The 12810-nt window shown below is 58.5% G+C and carries 15 protein-coding genes; 7 read left to right on the top strand and 8 right to left on the bottom strand.

From position 1 onward, the window contains the following. Positions 1–122 precede the first annotated feature (122 nt). The 4 genes from AC3CB8_RS30445 to AC3CB8_RS30460 form a co-directional block, all read right to left on the bottom strand. Entirely contained in the window at positions 123–311 is a 189-nt protein-coding gene (locus AC3CB8_RS30445; RefSeq protein ID WP_352726780.1) for a hypothetical protein, read from the bottom strand. A gap of 1114 nt (positions 312–1425) precedes the next feature. Then, positions 1426–2322 (bottom strand): AbiU2 domain-containing protein, encoded by an 897-nt coding sequence (locus tag AC3CB8_RS30450; RefSeq protein ID WP_352726778.1) that lies wholly within the window; start codon positions 2320–2322, stop codon positions 1426–1428. Between the two features lie 171 nt (positions 2323–2493). After that, positions 2494–3165: a hypothetical protein gene (locus tag AC3CB8_RS30455; RefSeq protein ID WP_352726776.1), complete on the bottom strand. Its 672-nt coding sequence runs from the start codon at positions 3163–3165 to the stop codon at positions 2494–2496. A 436-nt stretch (positions 3166–3601) separates the two neighbouring features. After that, the gene (locus AC3CB8_RS30460) at positions 3602–3805 is read right to left on the bottom strand and encodes a hypothetical protein (protein WP_352726774.1); all 204 of its coding nucleotides are present in this window, start codon (positions 3803–3805) and stop codon (positions 3602–3604) included. 799 nt (positions 3806–4604) lie between these two features. On the opposite strand from AC3CB8_RS30460, the gene AC3CB8_RS30465 reads away from it, so the two are divergent. From AC3CB8_RS30465 to AC3CB8_RS30485, 5 genes are read left to right on the top strand one after another with little or no spacing between them, the layout of a single operon-like run. Next, on the top strand, positions 4605–5081 hold the full coding sequence (locus AC3CB8_RS30465) for a toll/interleukin-1 receptor domain-containing protein (RefSeq protein ID WP_292519461.1): 477 nt from the start codon (positions 4605–4607) through the stop codon (positions 5079–5081). Between the two features lie 12 nt (positions 5082–5093). Continuing rightward, a complete protein-coding gene (locus tag AC3CB8_RS30470) occupies positions 5094–5465 on the top strand; it encodes a TIR domain-containing protein (RefSeq protein WP_292519550.1) in 372 nt (123 codons plus the stop codon). A gap of 5 nt (positions 5466–5470) precedes the next feature. Further along, positions 5471–6463, top strand: a complete 993-nt coding sequence (locus AC3CB8_RS30475) for a caspase family protein (RefSeq protein WP_352726771.1) — start codon at positions 5471–5473, stop codon at positions 6461–6463. Between the two features lie 15 nt (positions 6464–6478). Then, a complete protein-coding gene (locus tag AC3CB8_RS30480; protein WP_352726769.1) occupies positions 6479–6763 on the top strand; it encodes a hypothetical protein in 285 nt (94 codons plus the stop codon). Continuing rightward, complete coding sequence (locus AC3CB8_RS30485; protein ID WP_352726767.1) at positions 6760–8121, top strand: metallophosphoesterase family protein; 1362 nt, start codon at positions 6760–6762, stop codon at positions 8119–8121. Before AC3CB8_RS30480 ends, AC3CB8_RS30485 begins: the two co-directional genes overlap by 4 nt. A 331-nt stretch (positions 8122–8452) precedes the next feature. Here the strand turns inward: AC3CB8_RS30485 and AC3CB8_RS30490 are convergent, their stop codons facing one another. From AC3CB8_RS30490 to AC3CB8_RS30505, 4 genes are all read right to left on the bottom strand, one after another. After that, positions 8453–9199: a hypothetical protein gene (locus tag AC3CB8_RS30490; protein ID WP_352726765.1), complete on the bottom strand. Its 747-nt coding sequence runs from the start codon at positions 9197–9199 to the stop codon at positions 8453–8455. 26 nt (positions 9200–9225) lie between these two features. Continuing rightward, positions 9226–9570, bottom strand: a complete 345-nt coding sequence (locus AC3CB8_RS30495; protein WP_019859992.1) for a hypothetical protein — start codon at positions 9568–9570, stop codon at positions 9226–9228. Next, complete coding sequence (locus AC3CB8_RS30500; protein ID WP_352727456.1) at positions 9567–10655, bottom strand: IS5 family transposase; 1089 nt, start codon at positions 10653–10655, stop codon at positions 9567–9569. The genes AC3CB8_RS30495 and AC3CB8_RS30500 overlap by 4 nt, the downstream gene beginning before the upstream one ends. A gap of 66 nt (positions 10656–10721) precedes the next feature. Then, entirely contained in the window at positions 10722–11117 is a 396-nt protein-coding gene (locus tag AC3CB8_RS30505; RefSeq protein WP_352727112.1) for a hypothetical protein, read from the bottom strand. Positions 11118–11372: 255 nt separating this feature from the next. Between AC3CB8_RS30505 and AC3CB8_RS30510 the strand changes: the two genes are divergently transcribed. Both AC3CB8_RS30510 and AC3CB8_RS30515 read left to right on the top strand, forming a co-directional pair. After that, positions 11373–11759, top strand: a complete 387-nt coding sequence (locus AC3CB8_RS30510; RefSeq protein ID WP_352727109.1) for a TIR domain-containing protein — start codon at positions 11373–11375, stop codon at positions 11757–11759. Position 11760: 1 nt separating this feature from the next. After that, positions 11761–12726 (top strand): caspase family protein, encoded by a 966-nt coding sequence (locus tag AC3CB8_RS30515; RefSeq protein WP_352727107.1) that lies wholly within the window; start codon positions 11761–11763, stop codon positions 12724–12726. The last annotated feature ends 84 nt before the right edge of the window (positions 12727–12810 follow it).

The following is a 12810-nucleotide window of genomic DNA, read 5'->3' on the forward strand; positions in this document are numbered from 1 at the left end:
TTGGCGGAACATTCCCCAACCGCCGCGAAGAGCAAAGGGCGCAAGGGCGCGGCTTTCGCCGCGGCGCAGCCTCCCTTGCGGCCTGCCGCTCGCAAGCGGCACGCCGTGGCATAGAGGCCGGTTCAATGAACCGGCCGGCCTCCTGTGTATGGACAGTATTCGGCGATCGCCTCGATCTCGTCGCCGTCGAGGTCTTCGGCAGGGAGAACGCCGTACTCGTTGTCATTGACCTTGAACAGGATGACCGGCGTCATCAGGGTGCGAGCGAGGTTCCAGGCGTGGCTCTGAGCGAGGCTGAGTTCGTGCGACATTTGTTTGGCTCCCGTGTTCGCGGGGACCATTCCCCGCTCGACAGGCGCCCGTCGGGTCCAGCCGGGATCGCGATCATCGCGATGGCGAAGCCTTGAGCGACGGCACGCTTGCGTAGTCCGACCCCGAAGCGGGTTGATCGGCAAGGTCCGGGCTGGAACAAGGGAATTAAGCCGAAAGAGCGGGAAATGGACCCCGCACAGGAGCCAAGTCACTCGCCACGAAACCTAGCGGATTCATGCCTGCGGCACTTTGCGGCTGAGTTATGCCGGCTTCATCAAGGTCTAGGCGAAAAAACCGTTCTTCCTGTGCCCGACGACGCCGCCACGATAGTGGCGTCCGCACAAAGAACCCATCCGGGCAACACCATGGCCGCCCAGAATACGAGAGCACATCAAGCCTGATCGGGCTGACCGCCCGTAGCGTTGTCGCCTAGGACTGGCGGTGAAGGAGCTGCAAAAGCCGCGTTCCAGGTTCTTGCAGGTATCGATGGGGAGGCTGGAAAGGCGACCGGGGAATCCTGCACGCCCCTCGAGGGACGCGCCGGATTTCAGCGAGCATTGCGATGATTATTCCCGCGGTATGCTGCGAATGTTTTTGGCCCGAATGGCCCCGCTGCCTCAGCCGCAAGCTTCGCCATGAAACATCGCGTGAGCTGGCCTCCAAAGCCCATGAGGTGGCGAGGTCATCGACATTGAATTCGTCCACCATGACCCAGGCCGGCGTATAGAGCTTCGCCCTCTTCGCCTCAGTCTCCGGATTTCGACGCGACGCCGGTCAGGTCCCGGGGCCTTATTCGTGATGGGAAAAAGCAGAGGCCGCGTGCCGCCATCCTTGCCTGCGACGATTGCCATCACGCAAGTCGGCCGAGCCGTTCGGCCACTTTCTTCACCGCGATCGAATTCGCCCGCCCCTAGGTAGGAATAGAGAGTGATGTGGCCGTGTTCAGGCTCGGTCATTCTCCGTTATCCCTCAAGGTGACGGCGTCCAGGCCAGCGAGAATTTCATCACGCTCGGCTCCCTTGAGATCTTCGACACGGTACGCCCGCTGTGCGCTTCGTCCCGACAATCGATCGAACTGCTCGGCGGTCAGGAGCACAAAAAGGCAGGCAGCATTCAGAGACCCGCCGGATCGATTGACCAGTTCGCGACCTCGCGATCGATCACACGCCACTGTTCGGCCAGATCAGTGATGTCCGCCTTTTGTACAACCGGCTGATCGAGGCCCTGGAACTGGTCTCCGATATATGTTGTAAGGCCCGTGCCGCCTTCATTTGCAAACCAGACCCCGGTCAGGTCGGCAACTTCCTTCAGCTGCTTAAGGGTCTTTTGCGCATCGCGTACGTCAAAATCGTCGAGCAGCTTGTTAAGGCGGCTCTCCTTGTTGCCGGCATGGGCTACGTGTGTGCTGACATGCACCGCGATTCCATCCAGGGCTGCTAGGCGGGCCTCGATCCGGGTGAAGATCGCCGGATCGACGAGATCATCGGGACTACGTGCCAAGTGGGATACACCGCTTAGGGTATCGAAATGACGGTGCGCGGCTTCGCTCTTCATCAGTTCAGGATCGCCCCAGATGACCCCTCCCTTCGCCGCGGTGAGTTTCTCATGCTGTTCCCGGCGTAGTCGATCGAGATCGTATTGAGCATCCAGCACCTTCTCGACGTAGATCCTCCGGGTGAGCCATTCGCGGCTTGTCTCCACGTCCTTTACGACAGAGCGGATCGAATACACGCCCTTTGGGCCGTTGAGGGGAGCTTTGTCCAGAAGCCGTCTTGTGCCTAGAAGCAGGCTCGACCAGTAACCCTCTGATATAAGGTTGAACAGCATTTGGTTGAGTGGCGGACGCGCCTCGCGCCTGTCGTTTGCGAGCCGCACGATCCTTACCGTCGTCCGGAAAGCAGCGTAGTTCCAGAGGAGGTCCTGAACGGTTTTGTGGATGCCTGTCGTGTCGTCGCGAAATGCTTCACGCCAGTGAGATATGCGTTCGATCTGCTGTGCCGATCTCTGCATCGATTGACCTCGATCATGTCAATAAACTTCGCAGCATGTACTCTGATTTGGCGCAATAACGTGCAGGTTTTCGCGTATTTCACCATCCAAGCAGGCGAGCTGCCGTTGCCGACGCGCGGCGGCAGTGGGATAGTAGATGGCGATTATCAGGGGTTGGACCAATCCCCCTGATCACGACCGTCGATGATGGCGCGCACCGTTCGGTTGCTGCCTCTTGAAGCGCACGCGAGCGAGCTCGAGGAGCGCACAGTCTATCTCGTCCTCGGTCCAGCCGGATTCCTCTGCGCGCTCAACCAATTGCTGGAGGGCCGATTCCAAGGCGAGCTGGCATTGAAGGCCGCGGTCCGGATGGTCGACTGGGTAGCCTGGTTGCACGATCGCAATGCTTGATCGCTTCATTGCGGGCCATGGGCTCTCGCCCTTCTCCTTAAGCCAAACGAGGCGCGCCAACTCACGTGTTGTTCGTGCGCGGCTCGGCAACCGTTTCATCTTGTCAACCAGCCGCTCCAGCGATCCCGCGCGTTCCAACTCCGTAAAAAAATGATGCGGCGTGACGCTACCGAGCCGGTGCATCTCGGCCAGGTTCCACACATACGGATAGTCGAATTCGGTTCGAGGCGAGGCCTTGGACGGTTTAGCCTCGGACAGGATGCCGCCGCCCACGAGCCGATCGGCCCTCTCGATGATTTGGCGCACTCTCGATGTCGATAAGCCATGTTCCTGCGCCAGGTCGGCGAAGCGCTTGCCCTTCAGAAACCCCTCAACCAGGGCGACGTTCCTTTCGACAGTCGGGTAAAACCCCAACAGGCCCGCAGTTTTTCCAGCATCATGCCGTTCGTTCATCCGTTGTTCGCGCCCCCGCAAATTCTAACCGGCCAAATCGGCGCTTGGAAGCCCTCCGAGACTCACATCGTGGCCCGGTGCGTACGTTGCTGTGAAACCGGCCCCTGACAGAACAATCCGCGAACTTCTGTTCTGACCTCGGTACCGATGCGACCTCACGTTGTGAACACGAAAGATGCGGGCGATCACCACTGATCGTTGTTGACCTCGCGAATGTCGGCTTCGACGGGTGCGAACTCATGGATATGATTGAGACATCCGGCATCCAGCTCGTCGCAAAGCCGCTAGCGTTGCAATCTCAAGCCGGCGCTCGGACTTATCCTGCCCGAAGATGAATTTTCGATCGGCCTGTGTGAAGGCGGCCGGATCGGCAGTATCAGCCACCTGCCAAGGAAACCGGACTTGCGCCGCGATTCGCTACTGGGATTTTCTCAAACTAGCGCGCCGATTGTTTCCTGGCATATGTGGCGATGGCGCAGAGGAAAGCCAAAGCAGCGGTGTCACACGCCGTTCGAGACGGCCCTTTTGCAAACAGTACGGCATCCGCAATCGGGAGAGCCAGGCCATGCTTTTTTGCGAAGGAGGTAAGCTCGTAAGGCTTATCGTCATCTTGATTGCGAATACCAAGTTCGTAATCCATCGATCATCTCCTCCCGGGTTCCCAACCATCCCCTCTTTGAGCCCACAATGATTAGCTGCCCATGGCAGGTTCTTGTAAAGAGCATCTTCTTCGAAAATGCCCATGCCAAATAGGTTCATGGCTGGCGCGGCCAGCTGCTCCGCTTCAGCAGAGCCTGTACGGATTCCCCTTTCTTGGCGGATCCTGTCATGACGCCCGGCCCAAGCAATGCCTTGGCCTGTGCGATGTGTAAAATTTGTGCATTGCAATAGTTTTGCGTTTCGATATGATCCTTTCGTTGCTCCTTTACCCCTCCCAGATGTGCTGATGCGAACGCTGAATGCGGCGCACCTCCTCCTGCGATGCATTCAAATCAAGCCCGCTGTCACCTCCGCCCGGCAGTGGCTTTTTCTTTGTATGAGCGGCAGGTTCGGGACATGGGCAATGCATCGCCGTCTAGGCAAGGCGAGTGCTCTGGACTTCCAAGCCTTTCTTGCCTTGCCCGCATTGACAAACACCTTCTGTCCCGCCACACGCGATGGCGAAGATGCTGGCTGGGGAGATCGACACGCGGCAAGCCCTGATCAGCGGCACGGTTGAAATCGCTGGCGATAAATCGCTCCTTGGGGAAGTCGGCCGGCTGCTGCGCGCGTAGAACGTGACCTGGCGGAGTTCAGGCTATCCGCACGCCGCGCAAGTCGTTACAGCTACAGCCCTGCCCGCCCGGTTCTGGAAGCTGTTGGAAAGCAGATACCTCGCAACAATACACTTGCACGGCATTTTATCCTGTGTAACGCGTAGTTGCAGCGGAGGGTATACGATGCCTGTAAAAGTCTTCATCTCTCACAAGCAAGAGGATAGCTATCAGGCGACCTACGTCGCGGAGCGTCTTCGAGCCGGGGGGCTCGACGTGTATCTTGACGTGATCGACGCCCAACTGCGCAAAGGCGGCCCGGAGCTCGCCGACTACATCCGCGACCAGCTGGCTCAGTGCACGCAATTGCTGGCGGTCATCAGTGCCAAGACGCAGGCCTCCTGGTGGGTGCCGTGGGAGATCGGGGTCGCCACCGAAAAGGAGCGATTTCTCGCCTCGTTCGTCGCCGACAACTCGCAGGTGCCCGAGTATCTGCTGAAATGGCCCTATCTCAGAACCAGCATGGATCTGGACAAATACATCAGCGAATCGAAACGGGCTCAGTCCCTGGTCGAGACACGCGTGCAGAAAGGCGAAGCAGACGCCCGACGGACAGGCTTCCGCTCGTTCCACACGTCGTTGCGAGCTTCACTCGGGCAATAGAGAGTGGTCACCATGACGAGCAGGAAGGTAATCTTTGTGGCGTTTGCCATCGAAGACGAACGGCAGCGCGATTTCCTGAAAGGGCAGTCGCTGCATGCAAGGGCGCCCTTCGAGTTCATCGATATGTCGGTGAAGGAAGCCTATGAAAACGACTGGAAAGACAAGGTGCGCACGCGCATTCGCCGCTCCGACGGGGTGATCGCCCTTGTGAGCAGGAATTCGCTCACGTCAAGCGGACAGAAATGGGAAATCCAATGCGCGAAGGACGAGCAGAAGAAACTGCTCGGGATCTGGGCCTACGCAACGGATCGCACTGCGCTTGCAGGCGTGCAAACCCTGCCGTGGAGCGATACAAACATCGCCGGTTTCATCGATTCCCTGTGAACTGGATGCGCAAAGCCCTCATTGTCGGTATTGACCACTATGACCGCCTGCAGCCTCTTAAAGGCGCTGTGCAGGATGCTAATTCGGTGGCCTGCGCGCTCGCCCGACACGCCGACGGCAGCGTCAACTTCGCCACACCCAATGTGATGACGGCAAGCGGCGTCCATGATGCCGTAACTAGATCAGACCTTCGCCAGGCGATCCAGGCCTTGTTCAAGGACGATCCCGAGATCGCTCTGCTTTACTTCGCCGGTCATGGCTACGTTGACGAGACGGGCGGGTTCGTCTGCGCAAGCGACGCGATGGACGGCTTCGACGGCATACCGCTGAGCGAGGTGATGACTTTTGCCCGCTCCTCGCGTGCCGCCAACAAGATCATCATCCTTGACAGTTGCCACAGCGGGGCGGCCGGGGACCGCGCGGGAAGTGGCGGCATTGCCGAAATCGGGCCGGGCATGACGCTGCTGACCGCCTCGACGGCCGATCAATACGCCTATGAAGGAGCCAATGGCGCTCCTGGCGTCTTTACAAATTTGCTGGTCGACGCCCTTAACGGCGCGGCGGCGAATCTGGTCGGTGACATTACGCCCGGCAGCGCCTACGCCCATATTGATCAATCGCTGGGTCCATGGGGCCAGCGCCCCGTTTTCAAGACCAACGTGAAGAATTTCGTCTCGCTCAGAAGAGCGGCGCCACCGATTTCGCTGGACGATCTTCGCCGCCTGGCCGAGCTCTTCCCGCAACCTGGCCACAATTTTCAGCTGGATCCCGCCTATGAGCCTGAGCGCCCGGGCCAGCCTGTGAATGCAGCAGAAATTCTAGCCCCCGACCCGGCAAAGACCGCTGTTTTCAGAATCTTGCAGAACTATGTGAAAGTTAATCTGGTCAGGCCCGTCGACGCCGATCATATGTGGCATGCCGCAATGAGCAGCAAATCGTGCCACCTGACGGCTCTGGGTGAGCACTATCGCAACCTAGTCGCCCGACGGCTGATTTAGCGGTAGTGTTTGTCGATGACCAATGCTCACCGCAACGACCTGGCCAGCCTGATCGAAGAACTGGCTGCTGTCGAGCATGAGCGCTGGGCGCACTGGCAGACATTCGTGCACTCGAAGGGCGAACGGTTGCCCGACGGCTCTCTCGTGCTTCCCGCGGATCTGGTTCAGCGTTGGGAGCGACAGATCGCCATGGCCTACGATGACCTACCCGAACAGGAGCGTCAGAGCGACCGGGAGCAGGTGGAAAAGTACTTTCCGATCATAAGGCGCTGGCTGGCGTCCAGAGGGTATTCGGTTTGACAGAAGACTTCGAAACCTTCCGCGACCCGTTGCTCTCGCTTTTCCAGTCAGCCGCCGTCGATGTCGGCAAAAAAATCGACCAGCAATCCGCGTCGCGCGGCGGTCCACGCAGCCAGATCGCGTCTTCCGCCAAGAGCGACCTGGAGGCAATCGCCACATCGATCGCTCGACGCGAGCGCGGTGAAGAAGACGATGCAACACCTGCCGCACGCGATCTCTCAAAGCTCGGAATCGCACGCGCCTGCGCGGAGTGGGGTCTGCGCTACCTCAAGGCCGTCGCCCTCGGCAATCAGGCCTCGATCGTCGCATTGGAAGACGAGTTCACCACGGGAACCTGCGACCCGGCCTGGCTTGGAACGCTCAGGGAGTACAGGTCCTATTTCGACGCCAGCGGCAAGCGAAAGCCGATTCCGTATATCAGGCCGGCTCAGACCGGCGCCCAGGTCATCGAAATCAAGGCGGATGCGAGTATCGGGCTGCTCGCGGACTGGGGCACAGGCGCCCGTCCGGCCGTCGAGGTGCTGAAAGCGCTGGCTTCGGACCAGGCCGACGTCTTGGTCCATCTGGGCGATATCTACTATTCCGGCACGCCATCGGAATGCGCACAGAATTTCCTGCAGCTGATGAATCTGGTGCTTCGCCAGGCTGCGGCCATGCCAGTATTCACGCTCTCCGGCAACCACGACATGTATTGTGGCGGTGTGGGCTTCTATGACCTGATCAAGCAACTGAACCCCTCGCCTTTCACGCAGCCGGCGAGCTTCTTCTGCCTGCGGTCAGCTGACGAAAACTGGCAGTTGCTGGCGATGGACACCGGGCTGCACGACGACAACCCGTCGGGAATAGCCGACGCCTTGACCTATCTTGAGGATGACGAACTGGAATGGCATTGCGACCGCATCCGGGAATTTCCAGGGCGAACCATCCTGTTGTCGCATCATCCGCTTTTTTCGGCGTTCTCGGCCATCGGAGCGCCAGGTGCGGACGGAAAGAGGACCGCCGTCAATCCGAAGCTTTTGACAGCGTTCGAACGGCTCTCTGCCGAAAAGGCGATTGCTGCATGGTTCTGGGGGCATGAGCACAATCTCGCGATCTACAACCCGTTCGCCGGCCTTGCGCGCGGACGCTGCGTCGGTCACGGCGCCGTCCCGGTTTCGGTGCTCGACCAGATCTATGAGCCGGTTGGCGATTTGGGCGACACACCGACCATCATTCCCGGGACAGAACTCGGCAAGGGCCCGGGCGTCTACAACCACGGCTATGCCATGCTTGCCTTTCGTGGCAAGGCGTGCCGGGCGGAGTATTTCGAGGTGGCGGGCGGGAAGAAGAATCTGATCTTCGGCGAGGACTTCGAATAGACCTCGCGCGTTCCGGCGCTGGCAACCACCGCAGGTCCCGACCGGCTCAGCCGAAATTGTCGAGCTTGCACCACCAGAATCGCTGAAAAGACCTCGGCGACGAGCCGCTTGGCCTCACATGGCTGGATACAAAGTAAGGATAGGGCGCCGCGATCTCAAGGTCGTCGAGCACCTTGATTAAGAAGCCCCGGCGAAGATCATCGGCGTACAGGATGGAGCGTGCCGTTCCAAGAACAAGGCACCACACGTGATGGAAAAAACCTTGTCCTTCCCTCCGAAGGTCGGCTTCTTCCCGATACCGGTGAGAGGTACCGCGGCACTCAATATCCAATTAAGCAAAACCATAGCCTGTAAGGAGTTGGTGCAGCCAGAAAGGGCTCAACTCAAAAACCTGTCGGGAAACCAACGCGCCATCAGGATGTATTTGAATTGGCTTGTCAGTTGTTACGTCATAGTAATTTAGAGAAACTTCCCCTGGCCAGGCAAAATCCGGTTCAAATGGTACTTCCGCGTACGGGTTAAAGTAGATGTGCAGCCCATCAAGATGGCCCTCGTGATGAAACGAGGAATGCAGGATGTGCACATCGGACCCTATGATGTCGCTGCCGAAATCCCATCGTTGTGTCTTTAGATAGTTCATTTTGTCTACCTGAAATCGATGGACCCCGAGCTGCCACAATGGTGAGCCGAGCGGAATCCTGTCCTTCTCGATCGTTCGATAGCGGGTCGCCCTGATCAGTCTCTCAATCCTGCTTTCAGCGACTGCCTTGCCGAAAGTTCCGACTGTGGAGAAGATGACAGCGCTGATCTCCCTATAGGAATCGTTCGTGAAAATCCCCATTTCAACCGGCGCGCCGGAGGCCGTCGCGATCGATCTTATCCTGTCTTGCCTAAGCTCAGTTCCTTCGAGTACTGGTGCGCCAATTCCGAAGAGGACCAGGTTTATCAGCTCGTTGTTCTGCATGAGGGATCGCATGTTGTCGAATGGCGCAACAGCAATGACGAACGGCCGGTCCTTGACGTGGGCTAGCGAGCAATAAGGATGCTTCTTGCCATCGCTCCCTTGGAAAATTTTCAACTTGTCTCTGATTTTTCCAACCAGCTTTAGCAGGCTGTTGAAGAAGTGTCCCGTTTGGCTTTGAGGATAGCCTCATCGCCATTGTGATAGGCGAATGTGATCTCGATGGAGCCGTCGTCGAGTAGTTCGGCGGAGCCATCACCAGTGGCTTCGTCCATTTCGTCGAAGCCGGCCCATGTGAAGAATACCATCGAGGGACCGTAGTTGAGATCGAGGCTGGCTTGCAGAGCGCCAAAGGCGATCTCACCGGTGTTGTCGGCCCCGATGGTGACCATGGCGGGACCGCAGAGGCTGAGATAGCCGCAATCCCACAGATCGGCCTCGACGATATGCCAGCGGTCAATCAGCTTGCAGTCCGCCGGCGCGCTCATGTCGGCACCGCGATCAACTTGGGCAGCCGCACCAGATTGTAGGCGGCAGCCGCGAAGGTGAAGGCCCATCCGACGCGGTCGCGACCGCGGAACTTCGTCTTCTCTTGACCTGCGATGACCTTGATCCAGCCGAACGCCTCCTCGATGCGTTTGCGGATGCGCTGGCTGACGAGATAGCCGACGTGCCGGGTCGTGCGACGATCTATAGCGGAACGGCGCCCGTTCGTGTTCTGCGCCACGTGTGGCGTCACCTTCATCGAGCGCAACTCGTTAATGAAGTCCTCCGCGTCATAGGCCTTGTCGGCGCCGAGGGTGATGGCTTGCGGTCGCTCGGCGCGGGGTTCGATCATGTGCAGAGCCGCCACTCGTTCGGCATGCCCGTCGGCCAGCGTCAGGCAGGCATCAACCAGAAGACCATGCCGGTTCTCCATCAGCCCGTGCCCCATGAAGCTGAGCTTGGCCTCCTTGCCTTTCCCCTTGCGGAACAGCCGAGCATCACGATCAGTGGTCGAGGCATGCGTCTCGTTCGAGCGCTTCTGGCCATGGAAGTCCGCCTCCTCATTGCGCCCGCCACCCGACGGTGGCTCATCCAAGCCGTCCTTCCGCTTGAAGCTCTTCATCGACGCCCAGGCCTCGATCAAGGTGCCGTCGACTGAGAAGTGATCCGTGGAGAGAAGCTTCTTCACCTTGGGCTGCGCCAGGACAGCGTTCAAGAACTTCGCCGCGATGTCGCCCTCCAGCAGCCGGTCGCGGTTCTTCGAGAAGACCGAGTGATCCCAGGCCGCGTCGTCAACGCCGATGCCGACGAACCAGCGGAACAGAAGATCGTATTCCAGCCGCTCCATCAAAAGCCGTTCAGAGCGGATCGAATAGAACGCCTGCAACAGCATTGCCCTGAGCAGCTTCTCCGGCGGGATCGAAGGTCGCCCGATCGGCGAATACAGCGCCGCGAAGTCCCGCTCTAACGCTGCCAGCGCCTCATTCACTATCCGACGGATCGCGCGCAGTGGATGATCGCGCCGAACCCGCGCCTCGAGATCAACGTAGCTGAACAACTCGCCAGTTCGATTGTCGCCGCCGCGCACGATTCACCCTCCGCATTCTCGCGAAATGAGTGAATCACGGAGCTACCCCAACCGCGAGCCCCTTTTTCAACAGCCTGTTAGGGCGCCGCGATCCTTGAACCCTTGATGGTCGAAGGGCTCCTTTTCATCACCGCCGGCAGGCTGGTCTGATATTACCGCCTCAATGTTGAATTGATAATTGTTCGGTGTCTTCACCACGAAATCCGGCAACGACTTTGAGTAATCAACGCTGCATCCCAGTTCACTCAAAGCCTTGTTGAGGTACATCTCCCACATCGACGAATTGAATGTCGATTGAAATTCAGTGACGAATTTCCTTGCCTCCCCGCTCCTCTCGAGCAGGCCCTCTGCCCAACCCTGAATAATTGGCTTTACCTTCGCATAGCATTCATTGTTTCGTATTTCGTGAAAGCTCTTGTGAAGTTTGCTGTCTGGCAATATCGGGTCAAATAATTTCATCATGCTGTGTCACGCCTAATCTTGCCCAAGGATCTTGAAGTCGTACTGCGGATGCTCGCTGCAGGGTCAGACGGGGCTACCCGCGATCACGCCTGCGAAGAGTGTCTGGCTGCCCTTCTGCCAGAAATGGCATCGATCGCCTTTTGACAGCTCAGGGTCTCGTCGATCGCCGGGTTATCCGCCGTCTCGGGAGACCTCCACCTAGAATCGCTGTATTATTGCGTTTGGTTCTACGTACCAATTATTGGAAATTCGCAAGTGGCTAGAAATCATGGGATATTCATTTCCTTTGCCATCGAAGACGAATGGGCTCGCACGCGAATGGTAGGGCAAGCCAGAAACGAGCGCACGCCATTCGAATTCGTGGACATGTCTGTCAAGCGTCCTTGGGATGAGGCTTGGAAAACCCAGTGCCGAACTCGGATCAAAGGTTGCGACGGAATGATTGCAATGGTTACGAAGAACACCGCCAAAGCTGACGGCCAACTTTGGGAGGTGCGCGCGGCGCTTCAGGAAGGGGTACCGGTGCTGGGCGTCTACGCCACTCAGGACAACCGGCCATATTCTTTGCCTTCCGAATTCCGATACGTGCAGGTCGTCGGATGGACGTGGGACAACGTCAGCTCATTCCTTGAGGACCTCTAGCATGGACCGGCGGGCTTTGATCGTCGGGATCGATCACTACGATAACTTTTCGCCGCTCTCGGGTTGCGTGGCGGACGCAGACTCGATTTTGACCGTGCTTGCGCGCAACGAGGACGGTTCGGTGAATTTCGACTGTCGGAAGTTTACGAGTTCGGTGACAGATCGCATTACCCGACCGTTCTTGCGTGCGCGATGGAAAGAGCTGTTCGGTTCCTTCAAGGGCGACGCCGTCTTCTACTTTGCCGGCCATGGTGGGCCGAGCCAATTGGGCGGTTTTCTCGTCACTCAGGATGGAGAAGAAGACGACCTTGGCCTACCCATGAATGAGATCGTTCAACTGGCCAACGATTCGCCCACTCGCTCCGTGCTGATCGTCCTAGACTGCTGTTTCAGCGGCGCGGCCGGAAACTCGCCAAGTCTGCAGACCGCAGGACTCTACCAAGCCACCCTTCGCGAAGGCGTTACCATCCTTGCGGCGTCGCGACCCACTCAAACCGCTGGCGAAATCGATGGTCACGGCCTGTTCACCGACCTTGTGCTGGGTGCGTTGCGCGGGGGCGCAGCGGATGTCAGAGGGCGGGTCTCCGCGGCGGCCATTTACGGCTACGTTGAATCTGCCATCGGGTCCTGGGCACAACGGCCGCTTTACAAGTCCCATGCCGCAAGGCTCGATCCCATTCGGCTGTGTTTGCCTAAAGTTCCGGATACGATTTTGCGTGAGCTCCCTCATTTCTTCAGCACCAAGGACGCCCAATATCGACTGGACATGAGTTACGAGGAAACCAACGGTGCCGCGAAAGCCGCAAATGTCGAGGTCTTCAAGAAATTCAAGACGCTCCAACTCGCTGGCCTACTCATGCCGAGATATGGCTCCGACCTCTATTGGACTGCAGAGCGATCCGGCTCAGTGGAGTTGACGGCCTTGGGTCAGTTCTATTGGCGGCTGGTCGTTGAGGACTTGATTTGATCCGCGTTGCCGTGACAGGCCACGAAGCGGGCGACGGCATGGATCGCCTTGGGTATGCGTCAGCCTTCGCGACTGGCTTGTCGC

The organism is Mesorhizobium sp. P160927, from assembly GCF_057766385.1.